Below are 14,951 nucleotides of genomic sequence, written 5' to 3' on the forward strand. Positions count from 1 at the left end.
CGAGATGCCGGCTGCTCTGCAGTCTAGAGCGGCCAGGTCTCGTCCGGCTGGGAGTGCGGCGCACGGAACGGAAAGGGCGCCGGCGGGTGGCCTGCGGCCGCCCCGGCGCTCATGTGCGGAAGGTGGGACTTGAACCCACACGCCCGGAGGCACAGGAACCTAAATCCTGCGTGTCTGCCAATTTCACCACTCCCGCGAGTGGATCCAGTCTACTGAGACCGGATCCACTCGCTTCGTCGGGCGATCAGCCGTGGAACTCCTGCGGGTGCGGGCCCGTGCGTCCATCGCGGTCGAGCGCGTCGACGGCGGCGAGCTCTGCGGGGTCGAGGTCGAAGCCGAACACGTCGAAGTTCTCGGCGATGCGGCTCGGCGTCACCGACTTCGGGATCACCACGCGACCCTGCTGCAGGTGCCAGCGCAGCACGACCTGCGCCGGCGTGCGGCCGTGCCGGGCGGCGATCGCGGTGACGGCCGGATCCTGCAGCACCGCGCCCTGGGCGAGCGGGCTCCAGGCCTCGGTCGCCACGCCGGCGGCGGCGTCCGCCGCGACCACCGCGCGGTTCTGGAAGGCGGGGTGCAGCTCCACCTGATTGACGGCGGGGATGACGGATCCGGTCTCGAGGATCCGCGCGAGGTGGACCGGCTCGAAGTTGGAGACGCCGATCGCGCGCACCCGGCCCTCGGCGTAGAGCGCCTCGAGCCCGCGCCAGGTGCCGGCGTAGTCGCCGTCGCCGAGCTCGGGCCAGTGGATGAGGTAGAGGTCGAGGGCGTCCAGGCCCAGCTTCTCCAGGCTCGCGTCGTAGGCGCGCAGGGTCGCGTCGTAGCCCTGCTCGGCGTTCCATGCCTTCGAGGTGATGAACAGGTCGTCGCGCGCGATGCCGGCTTCGGCGATCGCGCGACCGACGCCGCGCTCGTTGCCGTAGATCGCCGCGGTGTCGATGCTGCGGTACCCGGTCTGCAGGGCGCTCGCGACGGCGGCGGTGGTCTCGTCGTCGGGGACCTGGAAGACCCCGAAGCCGAGCTGGGGCATGGCCACGCCGTTGTTCAGCGTGATGGTGGGAACGGTCATGTCGTTCGTCCTTCTGTCGGTTTGCGAAGAGTGTCGATGCGGCGGCGGGGTGTCGCCGAAGGGGAGCGGGATCAGCGCCCCGAGCCCGCGGGGACCGGAGTCGCGGTCGTGGTGGCCGGCGTCGTGGTGCGCGCGCCGGCGCCGCCGCGGCGGGCGGCCAGGGCTGCTACGGCCATCACGACGAGGGCCAGCGCGGTGATCCCGGCGCCGATCCAGATGGGGGAGGTGTAGCCGAGGCCCGCTGCGATGCCGACACCGCCGGCCCAGGCGCCCAGGGCGTTGCCGACGTTGAACGCCCCGATGTTCGCTCCGGAAGCCAGTGTCGGGGCCGATGCGGCATAGCCCATGATCCGCGACTGCAGGCCGGGGACCGTGCCGAACCCGAAGCCGCCCATGAGGAAGAGCGCGACGACGGTGGCCGGCCCGCTCGATGCCACGAGCGCGAAACCCACGAGCACGAGGAGGAGGGCCGCGATGAAGACGAGGAGGGTCGCGTCGATCGACCGGTCTGCCGCCTTGCCGCCGGCCCAGTTCCCGAGGAACAGTCCCACGCCGAACAACACCAGCAGCCACGGCACCATGCTCGACGCGAAGCCGCTGACCTCGGTGAGCGTGTAGGCGATGTAGGTGAAGGCCCCGAACATGCCTCCGTATGCGAGCACGGTGACGATGAGCGACAGCCACACCTGCCCTGACCGGAAGGCGCCGAGCTCATCGCGCAGGCGGGTCGGCGGGATGTCGTGGGTGGCGGGGACGAGCAGTGCGATCCCGGCGAAGGCCACGACCCCGATGACGGCGATCGCCCAGAACGTGGCGCGCCAGCCCAGCTGCTGGCCGAGGAACGTCCCGAAGGGCACGCCGAGCACGTTGGCCGCGGTGAGGCCCGTGAACATGATCGCGATCGCACCGGCCTTCTTCGCGGCCGGGACGAGCGAGGCGGCGAGCACGGATCCGATGCCGAAGAACGCGCCGTGCGTGAGGGCGGCGATGATGCGGCCCACCATGGCGAGGCCGTAGCCGGGCGCGAGGGCGGTGAGCGCGTTGCCGATGATGAAGAGCACGATGAGGCCGAGCAGCACGGGCTTGCGGGGGAGGCGCGTGGTGGCGGCGGTGAGGAACAGCGCACCGACGACGACGCTCAGCGCGTAGCCGGAGATGAGCCAGCCGGCGGCGGCCTCGGTGACGCCGAAGTCGGCGGCCACCTCGGGCAGCAGGCCCATGATGACGAACTCGGTGAGGCCGATTCCGAAGGCGCCGAGGGCGAGGGCGATCAGGCCGAGAGGCATGGGAGGACTCCTGGTACAGTTGAGATAGTTGCAGACGCGGTCTTTTGCGTCGGTGATGACAATACTTGCACGCGCAAATAAAATGCGCAAGCAACTACTTTGGAGGATCCATGGGCATCGCCGATGACGCCGTCGAGATCCGTGCTCGCGGGTGGCGCACGATGGCCGCTCTGCACGCCATGATCGAGGCGGAGCTGGAGCGCGCCCTGTCCGCGGAGGCGGGGCTCTCCGTGGTCGAGTACACGGTGCTGGAGGCGCTGAGCCGCCAGGACGGCTGGCATATGCGCATGCAGCAGCTCGCCCGCGCCGCCGCCCTCAGCCCGAGCGCGACCACGCGCCTGGTGAACCGTCTCGAGGATCGCGGGCTGCTGACCCGGATCCTGTGCCTCGACGATCGTCGGGGGATCTACACCGAGCTCACTCCGAGCGGGCAGGAGCTGTACGAGCGCGCCCGTCCCGTGCACGACGAGACCCTGGAGCGCGTCCTCGCGGATGCCGCCGAGCAGCCGGAGCTGCTGCCGATGGTCGACGCGCTGCACGACGTCGCCCGCGCCGGCTGAGCCTCCGTCCGCGGAGGCCTGTGGATAACTTCCGAGGCGGATCCGCGGATCCTGCCACGATGCGGGGGTGAGCCTCACCACCGCCGCCGTCACCGAGAGGGTGCGTGCACGCCTGCGCGCCGAGCGCACGGACCCGTCCCTCCACCCCGGCGAGGCGCGCCGGATCGCCCAGTTCGAAGTGCGCCGGCACAACGATCAGGCCCTCGCCCGCGGCACGGCGACGATCGATGACGAGGACGCCTGCGTGCGCGATGTCCTGGCGGGAGTCGCGGGGTACGGGCCCCTGCAGCCGCTGCTCGACGACGACACGGTCGAGGAGATCTGGCTGAACGGCCCGTCGCAGGTGTTCGTCGCGCGCGCGGGGCGCAGCGAACGCGTGCCGATCGACGTGAGCGAGGCGCAGCTGCGCGACGTGGTCGAACGGATGCTGCACACCGCGGGGCGCCGTGTGGACATCGGGCAGCCGTTCGTCGACGCATCCCTCCCCGACGGATCCCGTCTGCACGTCGCGATCGCGGATACTGGTAGCACCGATTGTTGCTGAGTCGCGTATTCACGAGCAATCGGTAGCTGTGCCGCTTGTTGGTGGAGCGCTGATTGATCAGCCGGTGCTGTATAGTTCAGTGCATGCTGACTATTTCTTCGCGTCTCGACGTCATGAACCGGCTTGGCCGGGCCATGGCAGACCCGACGCGCTCTCGGATCCTGATGACGTTGCTCGGGGGACCGAGCTACCCGGCGGTGCTCTCACGTGAGCTCGACCTAACTCGCTCGAACGTGTCGAACCACCTCACTTGTCTGCGAGACTGCGGGATCGTGGTCGCTGAGCCTGAGGGCCGCCAGACTCGCTACGAGATCGCTGACCCGCATCTTGCTGCTGCGCTCGTCGTGCTCGTGGATGTGACGCTGGCTGTAGATGAGCACGCACCTTGCGTGGACTCAGCGTGCACGGTGCCGGGCTGCTGCGGTACAGGGGCGGACGCGTGAGTGCGGCGTGTGGCTGCGAGCACGAGCCTGCCGTTGCGGCGGATGAGCCCGAAGAGGTGGAGCGGCCCTGGTGGAAGGACCGCGGGATCATGGTGCCGGTCTTCTCCGGTGTCGCGTTCCTGACAGGTCTGGTCTTCGAGTGGTCCGTTCTCGAGATCCCGGCGCTCATGCTGTTCTGGGCCGGCCTGTTGCTGGGCGCGTCGACGTTCACGCCCGGCGCGATTCGCAAGCTGTTCAAGGGCAAACTCGGCATCGGGCTGCTGATGACGATCAGCGCGATCGGCGCGGTCATCCTCGGCTACGTCGAAGAGGCCGCGGCGCTGGCGTTCCTGTACTCAATCGCAGAGGCCCTCGAGGACAAGGCGATGGACCGCGCCCGTGGCGGACTGCGGGCGCTGCTGAAGCTCGTGCCGGAGACGGCGACAGTGCTGCGCGACGGGGTGTCCGTGCAGGTTCAGGCGAAAGAGCTGACGGTCGGCCAGGTCATGGTGGTCCGTCCGGGTGAGCGGATCGCGACCGACGGGATCGTCCGGGCGGGGCGTTCCAGCCTGGACACCTCGGCGATCACCGGAGAGTCGATCCCGGTTGAGGTCGAGCCCGGCGCTGCGGTGTCGGCCGGCGCGATCAACAGCGCCGGCGCGCTGGAGGTCGAGACGACCGCGGCGGGCACCGACAACTCGCTCACCACGATCGTCGAGCTGGTGGAGCAGGCGCAGACCGAGAAGGGCGAGCGGGCGCGTCTCGCCGACCGGATCGCGCGGCCGCTGGTCCCGGGTGTGCTGATCCTCGCCGCCCTCGTCGCGATCATCGGGTCGCTGCTGGGCGACCCGGAGGTATGGATCACCCGCGCGCTCGTCGTGCTGGTCGCCGCCTCTCCGTGCGCGCTGGCGATCTCTGTGCCGCTGACGGTCGTCGCCGCGATCGGCGCGGCGAGCAAGTTCGGCGTGATCATCAAATCCGGCGCGGTGTTCGAGCGCTTCGGAACGGTCCGGCACGTCGCGGTCGACAAGACCGGCACCCTCACCCGCAACGAGCCCGCGGTCACCGCCGTCCTCACCGCGGACGGCGTGACCGAGACGCAGGCACTGGCCTGGGCGGCGGCGCTGGAGCAGCACAGCACGCACCCCCTCGCCTCCGCGATCACCGCCGCCGCCCCGGGCGTTCCCGCGGCCGCGGACGTGACCGAGCAGGCCGGACACGGCATCGAAGGCACCGTCGACGGCGTGACGATCACCGTCGGCAGCCCCCGCTGGCTCGACGCCGGCGAGCTCGGCGACCGGGTCGCGCTTCTTGAGGAACAGGGCATGACCGTCGTGATCGTCCACCGCGGTGGAGTGGCGGTCGCCGCGATCGGTGTCCGCGACGAGCTGCGCCCCGAAGTCCCCGAAGTCGTCCGCACGCTCGCGGATCAGGGTATCGGCGTGACGATGCTCACCGGGGACAACGCCCGCACTGCTCGTGCGCTGGCTGCGCAGGCGGGGATCGGTGACGTGCGCGCGGAGCTGCGTCCCGAGGACAAGGCGGCCGCGATCGGCGAGTTGTCGAAGGCGGGATCGGTCGCGATGATCGGCGACGGCATCAACGACGCCCCGGCCCTGGCGTCCGCGGACATCGGCATCGCGATGGGGGCGACCGGCTCCGATGCAGCGATCGAGTCCGCGGACGTGGCCTTCACCGGCCATGACCTGCGTCTCATCCCGCGGGCGTTCGACCACGCCCGGCGGGGCCGGCGGATCATCAACCAGAACATCATCCTGTCGCTGCTGATCATCACCGCACTGCTCCCGCTGGCGCTGTTCGGTGTGCTGGGACTTGCGGCTGTCGTCCTGGTCCACGAGGTCGCGGAGGTCATCGTGATCCTCAACGGCCTGCGCGCCGCACGCACCCGCACACCACGGTTGGCGAGCTGATGCTCGCGACCATCGGCTCAGCGATCGGCCTGTTCGCTGCGACCAACATCGACGACATCGTCGTGCTCACGGTGCTGTTCCTTGCCTCCAGCCGGGGGAAGCCACGGCCGTGGCAGATCATTGCTGGCCAGTATCTCGGGTTCATCACCCTCGTCGTGATCAGCGTGATCGCCGCGCTCGGTCTCACGATCGTCCCGGACGAATGGGTGGGCTTCCTCGGTCTCATCCCGCTCGGCATCGGCATCTGGACCCTAGTGCGCGGCCTGCGCCGCAACGGCGACGATGATGATGACGACGACGACAAGATCAGCGCAGTAGGCCTGTGGGGCGTCGCGGGGATCACGATCGCCAACGGGGCGGACAACATCTCCCTCTACACGCCGATCTTCCGCACCAGCACTCCCGGCGACGTCGTGATCATGATCGTCGTGTTCCTGATCCTCGTCGCCGTCTGGTGTGCCGCCGGACGCCTGATCGGCACGCACAAGGCGGTCACCGAGACGCTCGAGCGCGTCGAGCACTGGCTCGTCCCGGTCGTGTTCATCGGCCTGGGCCTGTTCATCCTGATCGAGTCCGGCGTCATCGTCCGTCTCTTCGAGGTCCTCGCATGACTCCGGACACGAACGCAGACGTTGAGTCGGCATCGGAACAGCGGCCGCAGAGGGGGCGCTGGCGGCTCACTGCCTGGGCACTCCTGATCGCCGTGGTCGTCGTCTTCATCGATCAGGGGACGAAGGCATGGGCCGAGGCCACTCTGTCGGAGCACGAGCGCATCCCGCTGATCGGCGACCTGCTCGGCCTGCAACTCGCCTACAACCCCGGCGCGGCATTCTCCTTCGGCGAGGGCTCCACCTGGGTGTTCGCTCTCATCGCCGTCGCGGCCACGGTCACCGCGATCGTGTTCGCCTTCCGAGTCCGACGCCCCGGATGGGCGATCGTGATCGGTGCGCTCGGCGGGGCCGCAGCCTCGCACGCCGGCGACCGGCTTTTCCGCCAACCAGGATTCGCGCAGGGGCACGTCGTGGACTTCCTCGCCTACGGCAACTGGTTCATCGGGAACGTCGCCGACATCGTCATCGTCATCGCCGCGATCGCCGGAGCGCTCCTGATGCTCCGCAGCGCCGAGAACTGAGAGGACCAACCATGGAGATCACCCTGCAATACTTCGACGGCTGCCCCAACTGGGAGGCGCTCGACCAGCGGCTCGCTCAGGTCGTCGATGGCCGATCAGATGTCCGGATCACGCATCAGCGAGTCGAGACCGCTGAGGACGCGGTGCGACTTGGGTTCCACGGGTCCCCGACCGTGCTCGTCGACGGTGTGGACCCCTTCGCTGACGAGCACGCCACTGTCGGGCTCGCCTGCAGGGTGTTCCGCACCCCAGCGGGGCTCGCCGGGTCGCCAACCGTCGACCAGCTGCGTGTAGCGATATCGGGCCAAGGCTCCGAGGTGTGATGCTCGGTCAGGCATGGGTGGAACGGAGTGCCGGATAGTCGGACCACTCACCGCCGGCGAGACGCGACCATGCGGCAGCGGACGCGGTCGTGATGCCGAGGAGATCCGAGACGATCCGGGGATGCATTTGCCGGGTGAGCTCGATGAGCGCTGTTGTGCGGGCGCTTCCGGTGAGCAGGCCTTCGGCGCGAAGACGGCGGCTCAGCGGGCCTGGGGTGAGGTGTTTGCCAGGGTTCCGACCGGGGAAGAGCCATCCCTCGGGATGCCTCGCGGATGCGGCGACGAGGTTGACCATCGCATTCCCGAGGATTTCAGGGAGTTCGATCGGCTCGGCCCCGACGGTGAGCGTTACGGGCCGCGAGTTCGTATCGACCTGTGCCCGTGTGATCGTGACGATGCGGGTCAGCTGGATCCCGTAGAGCAGCACGAGGAGGCCCGCGGCTCGGGTCTTCGGGTCCATGTCGGCAGCGGAGAGGAACCTGCGGGCCATTTGCCATCGGTGGTCGGAGGCGTAGTCTCGGCCTTCGAGACGATGGGATCGGAACTCGACCCGAACGGTGCTCAGCCGGTGCTTTCGCAGCCAGCGAGTGAATGGTGCCAGCGCGTCGCGTTGGCTCGGCGAATCGGTCAGATACGCGTCAAGTCGGCGCTGCGGGAAGGTCGCCAACGTCTCCTGCTGCGACCGGATCTCTCGAAGGAACGCGGCGCAGTACTTCAGCGCAGCCCGTTGCCTCAGGAAGCCGGAAGCAGGGCTGGACGCGCTGCGCAGGGTCCGAGCGGAACGGAGGAGCTCCCAGGTGCAGTAGCGGCGCAGTATCAGCCGGTCTTCAGGATCCTCGATGTCATCGAGCCAGCCGTTGAGCCAGTGGTCGAAACGCGTGCTCTCGACGTCAAGCTCCGGCAGCACGCCGGAACGGACCAGCAGTGAGAGGAGGAACGCGACCGACTGTCCCGAGCGGGCTCGGGTGATGATCGCCTCGGCGGTGAGTGGCAGGGTCCCGTCCGCGAGCTCGCGGAGCACCATCGCGCACTTGCTCTTGTGTAGCCAGCGTTCAAGCGACGCCGCTTTGCCATGGTGCGTGAGCAGATAGTCAGCAAGGGGGTGGAGGTCCGCGCGGATCTCTCCCGCATCGTCGGCGAGAAGCTGTTGGATCGCGACTGGCCGGCGGCACTCGACGCAGAGGTGATGTTTGCGAATCTCCTCAATCGAGCCGCATCCGGGACAGGCCATCGTGATCGGAGCGCCCGCGCAATCAGCGCAGACCTTCTGACCGTTCATGAAGCCCGTCAGGAACACCCTGCGCGTGCACTCGGGACAAGGTTGTGGTCTGCGCATCGCGTAGTAGCAGCGCGCGCATACTCGTCGTCCGTCAAGGTGCGAAGCAACGCGACCAGGTTCTCCGCAGAGACCACAGGTCTTGACCGGCGCGGTGTAACAGGCCAGACAGACGAGTTGCGGGCGGCGGACGATGATGGTCGCATGCTGACCGCATCGCGAGCAGTCGCCGAACGATCGAGGGTCGGCTCGCCAACAGTCACGGCAGAAGCGCTGTCCGTCGATCGTGCGCTGCACGGGCCGGACCCGGCCACAGGACGCGCACGAGACGGACCGGGCGTTCCGCTCGCATCGGGAACAGTGCCGACCACCGCTCGGCGTCTTGTGGGGCATTCTCACCGCACGTCCGCAGGACTCGCACGTCGGCAGCACCACCCGGCTTGCCCCTTCTTCGACCAACACACGGGCCAGATCCTGAACGGTCACCGGGACGTTCGCATGCTGCCCCTCCAGGACTCCGGGCTGCTTGATCAGCGCGAGCTCAAGAAGCCGCTGCGTGAGGGGTGCTGGCGCGACCGAATGCACGATCTCAGCGAGTCGCTCGGGAGAGATTTCGGGAATGAGAGGGCGGACGAGAGCGACGACTTCCGCGACTCGCGGCAGCTGCGGAGGCTTGGCCACCGCGGCTACTTCGTACGCGGCCGACGAATCGCCGCGCGAACAGGACGGAGATCACCGATCGACCCCCGTGTCGCCTCCTCGCCCACCGCCACCGGGGCCGTGACCTCCCGGCGAGTGATCGTCACGAGATCGTCGAGCGAGCACTCCAGCGCATCGCACAACGCCGCCAACACGTCGAGACGCACCCGCTGTGGCGGCTGAGTCACCAGCCGATAGACCTGCTCCCGGGACAGGTCGATGCCGCGCTCTTCGAGCAGGGGCTTCAGCTTGGAGGTCTGGAAGATCCCGCGCGAGGCCATCACGCTGCGCAGATTCCAGCCTGTGTCGAGTTCAACGTTCATCAGCTTCTCCTTCGATGAGGGCCTTCAGCGCTTCGGCGAGCACACGGTTCTTGTAGTCCGAGCTGACGGAGGCGTAGATCGAGGTCGTCGAGGCATGCATGTGCCCGACCTGCTCTTGGACGAATCGATCGGTATACCCGAATTCCAGAAGGTGAGTGACATAGGAATGTCGGAGGCTGTGCAGCGTCAGATCCTTCGACAGGCCGGCCTCGTCCCGCACCTCCGCGAACCTCCGGTCGAGATACCCAGCGGACAGCCGCGTACGCCGCTCGGTCACCCAGAGCGCGTTGAGGTCGTCTCCGGGCGCGAAGCGCTCCCTTGCCTGCTCGAGCCATTGCTGCATGCCGGGGACCCACCAGTCGAATTCCGGCACCAGCAGCACCGTGCGACGTCGTGGCGCGCCACCGCCCGCGGCCTTCGCCCATCGCACGTGGACCGCGCCGTAGGGCCCCCACTGGCGCATCTTGGCGTTGTGGTGCAAGTCGACGGTATCGAGCATCACCGCCTCGGTGCGGCGTAGACCAAACGCGTAGACCGTCTTCAGCAACTGGGCATCCCGCAACGCGCCGAGAGCACCCTTTCGCCCGGAGTTCACGAGCAGCTCGACGCGGGCGTCGGCCGTGTCAAACAGGCTCTCGATCTCGTCGTACGTGAACGGGCGACGCTTCCCATCGCCTTCGAACTCGAACCGGTGCGCCACCGTGTTCCACGGCAAGCACACCTGCGAGGGGACCTCCCCAAACTCGCGATCGCAGATCTCCATCCAGTCGTACAACGGGTTCGTGAGGTAGTCACAGAACCCACGGATAGACCCATGGTTGGCGCGCATCGTCGACAGCGTCCGGGTGCGACCGCCAGACTCAGCAGTGAACTCATCCACATCCGCGACCGTCCACCTCCACGGCGGTTTGTCCACGAAATCACGGAACCGCGTCACCGTCGCCGTCCGATTCCGGATCGTCTGCTCACGGAGCCCGCGCGACAGCTGCTGGTTCCGCCAACCATCAATCATCGCGCTGAAGACCTGCGCTTCCGGGTTCGCCAGTGCGACGTTCGAGGATGAAGTGATCAGTCGAAGCGCCGCTGGAGAGGCCCCAAAATCTTGCATTAGATGCAACAAAGTATGGGACAGTGCATCACCTTGTCAACTCAGATCACAGTATTCGCTAGATCTCGCTGTTATGGTCAGGGCGGTTCCGCACCTCCTCAGGGGAATAGACGTCGTTTGCAAGTGTGAACAGTTGCATTCACTGCAACATGCGAGGGTTTGTGGTCCGCGACGGCTGGGCGGTGAACATCCGGAAGTTCGTGCCGCGCTATCGGAGCCTGGAGTCCCTCGTCGCGCAGGGGATGCTGCCCCCGGCGACGGCCGCACTGCTCGCCGAGGCGATGCGGGGCGGTCGCAGCGTGATCGTCTCGGGTCCGACCCATGCCGGGAAGACGACACTGCTGGCCGCGCTCGTCGCGGAGTGCGGGCACCAGCGCGTGATCACGGTCGAGGAGACGTTCGAGCTCGGCGTGCGAGCACCCGACCTCGTCGCCCTCCAGGGGCGGCAGGCGAGCCTGGAGGGCGCCGGTGAGATCACCCTGCGGCGCCTGGTGAAGGAGGCGCTGCGGATGCGGCCGGATCGGCTCGTCGTCGGCGAGGTGCGCGACGCGGAGGCGCTCGACCTCGTGCTCGCCCTGAACACGGGCGTTCCCGGCGCGGCGACCGTGCACGCGAACTCGGCCGCGGACGCGCTGGAGAAGCTGAGCATGCTGCCGCTGCTCGCCGGACGCAACATCGATCGGGCCTTCATCGCGCCCGCGCTCGCCGCGTCCGTCGACCTCGTCGTGCACTGCCGGCGGGAGTCCGACGGGAGGCGCCGGGTGGTCGAGGTCATCGCCCCGACCGCCGTCGAACCCGACGGTCGCATCGGCTACCGAGCCGTCACCGCGGGTACCCGCGTCGACGAGGCCGTCGCATGACTCTGCTGCTGGGTGCGCTGCTCGCAGCCGGTGTCGTTCTCGCAGCCAGCCCGTGGCTGTGGCCGGCCGGCGCGGGGCGGGTGCGGCTGCCGCGCGCCGGGGTGCCGACGCGGCTGCTGCGCGAGGCGGGATTCCGCGCCGACGTGCGGGTGTTCGCGCTCGTGGTGCTCTCCGGCGGCCTCGTCTCGGGTGCGGTCGCGTGGCTGATGACCGGCGCCGTCGCCTTCGTGCTCGTACTGAGCGTGGCGGGCGCTGCGGCACCGGTGGTGTTCCTGCGTTCGCGCCGTCAGCGCCTGCTCCGGATGCGACGCGGTCTCTGGCCCGACGTGTGCGACCTGCTCATCGCCTCGATCCGTGTGGGCATGCCGCTGCCGGATGCCGTGGCGGCGCTGGAGCGGGCGGCGCCGGGGCCGCTGCGTCCGGCCTTCGCGGCGTTCGCGCGCGATCTGCACGGCACGGGGCGTTTCGATGATGCCGCCGCGAAACTCAAGGACGCGCTCGCGGATCCGGTCGGGGACAGGATCATCGAGACGCTGCGGATGGCCCGCGAGGTCGGCGGAACCGAGCTCAGCACCGTGCTGCGCGCGCTGTCGGGTTCTGTGCGGGCGGAGGCGGCACTGCGCGCCGAGGTGGAGGCGCGGCAGTCGTGGATCCGCGGGGCCGCGGTACTGGGGGCGATCGCTCCCTGGGTGATCCTGGTGCTGCTCCTGCTGCGGCCCGAAGGCTCGCGGGCCTATGCCACCCCCGAGGGGATCGCCCTGATCCTGGGCGGTGCCGTGGTGTCGTTCGTCGCGTTCCGGATCATGCTGCGGATCGGTCGGCTGCCCGAGCAGCGGAGGTGGTTCCGGTGAGCGCGATCTCGGGGCTGGCCATCGCCGTGCTGTTCGGTGGCGCGTTCGCCGCCGGCGTCCTCCTCGTCCTCGCGGCCTTCCCGCGGTGGCGCTGGGCGGATCTGGGTGCGCGGATCGCGCCGCACCTGCGGGACATCGTCGACCTCGCCGAGCCGACCCCCCGGCTGCCGTGGCGGATGCCCGCGGGCGGGTCGTGGTCGACCCGGCTCAAGGGCGCCCTGGGACTGTTCGGCGGGGGAGACGCCGGGGTGACCCTGCGGATGGCGCAGGCCGGGCTGAGCGGCGGGTCGGGCGCCTTCCGCAGCCGACAGCTGATGTGGGTGCTGACCGGGCTGGCCGCGGGGGCCGCCGCGACCGTCCTCCTCGCTCTGATCGGACGGCTGTCGGCACCGGTCGCGCTGCTTCCGCTGCTGTCGGCGGTGACCGGCGGTGTGACCTGCGACGCGCTGCTCGGCGCCCGGGCGAGAGCGCGAGTGTCCCGTCTCGTCGAGGAGCTGCCGACCGTGCTCGAGTTCCTCGCGCTCTGCCTGTCCGCCGGAGAGGGCCTGCCCGACGCGCTGCGCCGCGTGGGCGCGGCCGGGTCGGGTGAGCTCAGCGCCGAGCTGCGCGGCGTCACACTCGCCGCGAATACGGGATCCTCGCTCGCGGACGCCCTCGGTGACGGCGCGCATCGGCTCCAGATCCGGCCACTGACCCGTGCCGTCGATCAGATCGTCGCCGCCCTGGAACGCGGCGCCCCGCTGGCTGCCGTGCTCCAGGCACAGGCCTCGGACGCGCGGGAGGAGACCAAACGCGGCCTGATCGAGCAGGCCGGCCGCAAGGAGATCCTGATGCTCCTGCCGCTGGTCTTCCTGATCCTTCCCCTCAGCGTCCTCTTCGCCGTGTTCCCCGGCGTCTTCATCCTGCGGCTCGGCATCGGCTGATCCGGTCCGAGCGCCTCCCTGAAAGGAACCTCACATGCTCGCTGAACGTGCGCCCGCGTCGCCCGCCCGTCCGGACCCGTCGTCTCTCGATCCGTCCGAGGACCCGGAACGGGGTGACGTCCCCGGCTGGGTGCTGATCACCTTGATGACCGCGGGGCTCGTCGTCTTGATCTGGGCCGTGGCGGGGCCCGCGCTCACCAACCTGTTCGAGCAGGCGATCGCGCGCGTGAGCGGGCTCTGATCCGACATGAACGGTGTGATGCGAGGGAGCGGTGCTCCCGGTGACGATCGCGGTTCCGGGCCGGTCGAGTTCGTGCTGGTGGGTGCGTTGCTGACGCTGCTCACCCTCGCCGTGCTGCAGCTCGCGCTCGCGGTCTACGTGCGCAACGTCGTGCACGATGCGGCCGTCGAGGGCGCGCATATCGCGGCCCTCGCCGACACGGAACCCGGTGAAGGAGCTCAGCGCACCGAGGCGGTCATCGCCCGTGCCCTCGGCGCCGACGACGCCCGGGACGTCAGCGTGCGTGAGACGACGGCGCTGGGTGTGCCCACGATGGAGGTGACGGTGCGCACCACGCTGCCGGTCATCGGCCTGCTCGGGGTGCCGTCGGCACTGGAGGTGACCGGCCGTGCTCCCGTGGAGTCGTTCGCCGCAGCCGGGTGAGATGTCGTCCCCGCTGTCGGAGAGACGTCGGCTGCGGCACTCCAGCGAGACAGGATCCGCAGCCGTGGAGTTCATCGGACTGGGCGTGATCCTGCTGGTTCCGCTCCTGTACCTCGTGATCGCCCTCGGTGCGATCCAGGAGGAGATGCTCGGAGTCGAGTCCGCCGCGAGGCATATGGCCCGGACCATGAGCGCGGCGACGGACGGGGCGGATGCGACCGCTCGCGCCGACGCCGCCGTGCGGTCTGCGATCGCGGAGTACGAGATGGATCCGGACACCGTCGAGGTCGACATCCGATGCGCGCCGCGCGGCGCGGAATGCCCGTCCGCCGGTGCGACCGTCGTGGTCACGGTCACCGCGAAGGTCGCACTGCCGTTCCTGCCGCCGATGTCCGGCAGGGACCGGATCGGCGCCGTGCCGGTGCAGGCTTCATCGGCGTACAAGGTCTCGCGCACGTGGACAGGCGGATGAGCGTGGTGCGCGGATCGGAGACGTTCCAGGGACGGGCGCAGGGCGCTCGCCGACGGAACCTGCTCGCCGATGAGCGGGGGAGCACGGTGCCCCTCATCCTCGGATACCTGGTGCTCGCGATCGCCCTGATCTGGGTATGCGTGTGCGCCACGGATCTCTACATCGCGCAGAAGCGCCTCGACTCCGTGGCGGATGCGGCGGCGCTCGCCGGAGCGGACGGCTTCCGGCTGCAGGTGGACGGGGCGGGGATCCGTGCACGGCTCGATGATGCGGACGTCGCGGAGCAGGCGGCCGCGGTGATCGCGGTGCTCGACGACGGCACGGAACTCGTCTCCGCGAGCAGTCCGGACGGGCTCTCCGCCCGCGTGACGGTGAAGGCCACGTGGTCGCCGCCGCTGCTCAGCGACCTCGTGCCGGCGGTGGTCTCGATCCGCTCCACGGGGACGAGCCGCACCTCGCTCGAGTGAGCCCGATGGCGGCTCGCAAGAGGCGCGACCGCTTCGTCGTC

Annotated in this window: 19 protein-coding genes and 1 tRNA gene; 14 read left to right on the plus strand and 6 right to left on the minus strand. The window is 69.2% G+C overall.

The window, feature by feature from the left end; genetic code table 11:
- Positions 1-114: 114 nt before the first annotated feature.
- The 3 genes from J8G10_RS15970 to J8G10_RS15980 all read right to left on the minus strand — a co-directional run bounded on the left by J8G10_RS15970 (position 115) and on the right by J8G10_RS15980 (position 2,355).
- Positions 115-196, minus strand: a tRNA-Leu gene (locus J8G10_RS15970).
- A 48-nt stretch (positions 197-244) separates the two neighbouring features.
- On the minus strand, positions 245-1,069 hold the full coding sequence (locus J8G10_RS15975) for an aldo/keto reductase (RefSeq protein WP_251447133.1): 825 nt from the start codon (positions 1,067-1,069) through the stop codon (positions 245-247).
- 71 nt (positions 1,070-1,140) lie between these two features.
- Positions 1,141-2,355: an MFS transporter gene (locus tag J8G10_RS15980; RefSeq protein WP_251447136.1), complete on the minus strand. Its 1,215-nt coding sequence runs from the start codon at positions 2,353-2,355 to the stop codon at positions 1,141-1,143.
- Positions 2,356-2,465: 110 nt separating this feature from the next.
- Here J8G10_RS15980 and J8G10_RS15985 point away from each other — a divergent pair, with 110 nt between their 5' ends.
- The 7 genes from J8G10_RS15985 (at position 2,466) to J8G10_RS16015 (ending at position 7,267) form a co-directional block, all read left to right on the plus strand.
- Positions 2,466-2,915: a MarR family winged helix-turn-helix transcriptional regulator gene (locus J8G10_RS15985; protein ID WP_251447140.1), complete on the plus strand. Its 450-nt coding sequence runs from the start codon at positions 2,466-2,468 to the stop codon at positions 2,913-2,915.
- A 67-nt stretch (positions 2,916-2,982) separates the two neighbouring features.
- Complete coding sequence (locus tag J8G10_RS15990) at positions 2,983-3,459, plus strand: hypothetical protein (RefSeq protein WP_251447143.1); 477 nt, start codon at positions 2,983-2,985, stop codon at positions 3,457-3,459.
- An 83-nt stretch (positions 3,460-3,542) separates the two neighbouring features.
- On the plus strand, positions 3,543-3,902 hold the full coding sequence (locus J8G10_RS15995; protein ID WP_251447145.1) for a helix-turn-helix transcriptional regulator: 360 nt from the start codon (positions 3,543-3,545) through the stop codon (positions 3,900-3,902).
- A complete protein-coding gene (locus J8G10_RS16000) occupies positions 3,899-5,812 on the plus strand; it encodes a cation-translocating P-type ATPase (RefSeq protein ID WP_147039251.1) in 1,914 nt (637 codons plus the stop codon). The genes J8G10_RS15995 and J8G10_RS16000 overlap by 4 nt, the downstream gene beginning before the upstream one ends.
- Positions 5,812-6,423 carry a cadmium resistance transporter gene (locus tag J8G10_RS16005; protein ID WP_147039250.1) on the plus strand — a complete coding sequence of 204 codons (612 nt, stop codon included), beginning with the start codon at positions 5,812-5,814 and terminating at the stop codon, positions 6,421-6,423. The genes J8G10_RS16000 and J8G10_RS16005 overlap by 1 nt, the downstream gene beginning before the upstream one ends.
- Positions 6,420-6,944 (plus strand): signal peptidase II, encoded by a 525-nt coding sequence (locus tag J8G10_RS16010; RefSeq protein ID WP_046748004.1) that lies wholly within the window; start codon positions 6,420-6,422, stop codon positions 6,942-6,944. Before J8G10_RS16005 ends, J8G10_RS16010 begins: the two co-directional genes overlap by 4 nt.
- Positions 6,945-6,955: 11 nt before the next feature.
- Positions 6,956-7,267, plus strand: a complete 312-nt coding sequence (locus tag J8G10_RS16015; RefSeq protein WP_147039248.1) for a thioredoxin family protein — start codon at positions 6,956-6,958, stop codon at positions 7,265-7,267.
- Positions 7,268-7,274: 7 nt separating this feature from the next.
- On the opposite strand, the gene J8G10_RS16020 is transcribed toward J8G10_RS16015, so the two are convergent.
- The 3 genes from J8G10_RS16020 to J8G10_RS16030 all read right to left on the minus strand — a co-directional run bounded on the left by J8G10_RS16020 (position 7,275) and on the right by J8G10_RS16030 (position 10,673).
- A complete protein-coding gene (locus J8G10_RS16020) occupies positions 7,275-8,546 on the minus strand; it encodes a hypothetical protein (protein ID WP_251447148.1) in 1,272 nt (423 codons plus the stop codon).
- Between the two features lie 683 nt (positions 8,547-9,229).
- Positions 9,230-9,565, minus strand: coding sequence for a helix-turn-helix transcriptional regulator (locus tag J8G10_RS16025; protein WP_251447150.1), 336 nt, complete (start codon positions 9,563-9,565; stop codon positions 9,230-9,232).
- On the minus strand, positions 9,555-10,673 hold the full coding sequence (locus J8G10_RS16030) for a tyrosine-type recombinase/integrase (RefSeq protein WP_251447152.1): 1,119 nt from the start codon (positions 10,671-10,673) through the stop codon (positions 9,555-9,557). Before J8G10_RS16030 ends, J8G10_RS16025 begins: the two co-directional genes overlap by 11 nt.
- A 149-nt stretch (positions 10,674-10,822) precedes the next feature.
- On the opposite strand from J8G10_RS16030, the gene J8G10_RS16035 reads away from it, so the two are divergent.
- The 7 genes from J8G10_RS16035 (at position 10,823) to J8G10_RS16065 (ending at position 14,910) form a co-directional block, all read left to right on the plus strand.
- Entirely contained in the window at positions 10,823-11,533 is a 711-nt protein-coding gene (locus tag J8G10_RS16035) for a CpaF/VirB11 family protein (protein WP_308220720.1), read from the plus strand.
- Entirely contained in the window at positions 11,530-12,384 is an 855-nt protein-coding gene (locus J8G10_RS16040) for a type II secretion system F family protein (protein WP_251447153.1), read from the plus strand. The genes J8G10_RS16035 and J8G10_RS16040 overlap by 4 nt, the downstream gene beginning before the upstream one ends.
- Entirely contained in the window at positions 12,381-13,307 is a 927-nt protein-coding gene (locus J8G10_RS16045) for a type II secretion system F family protein (RefSeq protein ID WP_251447155.1), read from the plus strand. The genes J8G10_RS16040 and J8G10_RS16045 overlap by 4 nt, the downstream gene beginning before the upstream one ends.
- Positions 13,308-13,341: 34 nt before the next feature.
- On the plus strand, positions 13,342-13,548 hold the full coding sequence (locus J8G10_RS16050; RefSeq protein WP_251447157.1) for a hypothetical protein: 207 nt from the start codon (positions 13,342-13,344) through the stop codon (positions 13,546-13,548).
- Between the two features lie 6 nt (positions 13,549-13,554).
- The gene (locus J8G10_RS16055) at positions 13,555-13,971 is read left to right on the plus strand and encodes a TadE/TadG family type IV pilus assembly protein (RefSeq protein ID WP_251447159.1); all 417 of its coding nucleotides are present in this window, start codon (positions 13,555-13,557) and stop codon (positions 13,969-13,971) included.
- 64 nt (positions 13,972-14,035) lie between these two features.
- Positions 14,036-14,443, plus strand: a complete 408-nt coding sequence (locus J8G10_RS16060; RefSeq protein ID WP_251447161.1) for a TadE family protein — start codon at positions 14,036-14,038, stop codon at positions 14,441-14,443.
- Positions 14,440-14,910 (plus strand): pilus assembly protein TadG-related protein, encoded by a 471-nt coding sequence (locus J8G10_RS16065; RefSeq protein WP_251447163.1) that lies wholly within the window; start codon positions 14,440-14,442, stop codon positions 14,908-14,910. The genes J8G10_RS16060 and J8G10_RS16065 overlap by 4 nt, the downstream gene beginning before the upstream one ends.
- Positions 14,911-14,951 lie beyond the last annotated feature (41 nt).

This window comes from Microbacterium sp. USTB-Y (assembly GCF_023703415.1).
Classification (GTDB): domain Bacteria; phylum Actinomycetota; class Actinomycetes; order Actinomycetales; family Microbacteriaceae; genus Microbacterium.

Excerpts from the sequence above, each read along its gene's own strand:
- J8G10_RS15975 (WP_251447133.1), bottom strand. The coding sequence starts at position 1,069 with ATGACCGTTCCCACCATCACGCTGAACAACGGCGTGGCCATGCCCCAG.
- J8G10_RS15980 (WP_251447136.1), bottom strand. The coding sequence starts at position 2,355 with ATGCCTCTCGGCCTGATCGCCCTCGCCCTCGGCGCCTTCGGAATCGGC.
- J8G10_RS15985 (WP_251447140.1), top strand. The coding sequence starts at position 2,466 with ATGGGCATCGCCGATGACGCCGTCGAGATCCGTGCTCGCGGGTGGCGC.
- J8G10_RS15995 (WP_251447145.1), top strand. The coding sequence starts at position 3,543 with ATGCTGACTATTTCTTCGCGTCTCGACGTCATGAACCGGCTTGGCCGG.
- J8G10_RS16005 (WP_147039250.1), top strand. The coding sequence starts at position 5,812 with ATGCTCGCGACCATCGGCTCAGCGATCGGCCTGTTCGCTGCGACCAAC.
- J8G10_RS16010 (WP_046748004.1), top strand. The coding sequence starts at position 6,420 with ATGACTCCGGACACGAACGCAGACGTTGAGTCGGCATCGGAACAGCGG.
- J8G10_RS16015 (WP_147039248.1), top strand. The coding sequence starts at position 6,956 with ATGGAGATCACCCTGCAATACTTCGACGGCTGCCCCAACTGGGAGGCG.
- J8G10_RS16020 (WP_251447148.1), bottom strand. The coding sequence starts at position 8,546 with ATGAACGGTCAGAAGGTCTGCGCTGATTGCGCGGGCGCTCCGATCACG.
- J8G10_RS16025 (WP_251447150.1), bottom strand. The coding sequence starts at position 9,565 with ATGAACGTTGAACTCGACACAGGCTGGAATCTGCGCAGCGTGATGGCC.
- J8G10_RS16030 (WP_251447152.1), bottom strand. The coding sequence starts at position 10,673 with ATGCAAGATTTTGGGGCCTCTCCAGCGGCGCTTCGACTGATCACTTCA.
- J8G10_RS16035 (WP_308220720.1), top strand. The coding sequence starts at position 10,823 with ATGCGAGGGTTTGTGGTCCGCGACGGCTGGGCGGTGAACATCCGGAAG.
- J8G10_RS16040 (WP_251447153.1), top strand. The coding sequence starts at position 11,530 with ATGACTCTGCTGCTGGGTGCGCTGCTCGCAGCCGGTGTCGTTCTCGCA.
- J8G10_RS16050 (WP_251447157.1), top strand. The coding sequence starts at position 13,342 with ATGCTCGCTGAACGTGCGCCCGCGTCGCCCGCCCGTCCGGACCCGTCG.
- J8G10_RS16055 (WP_251447159.1), top strand. The coding sequence starts at position 13,555 with ATGAACGGTGTGATGCGAGGGAGCGGTGCTCCCGGTGACGATCGCGGT.
- J8G10_RS16065 (WP_251447163.1), top strand. The coding sequence starts at position 14,440 with ATGAGCGTGGTGCGCGGATCGGAGACGTTCCAGGGACGGGCGCAGGGC.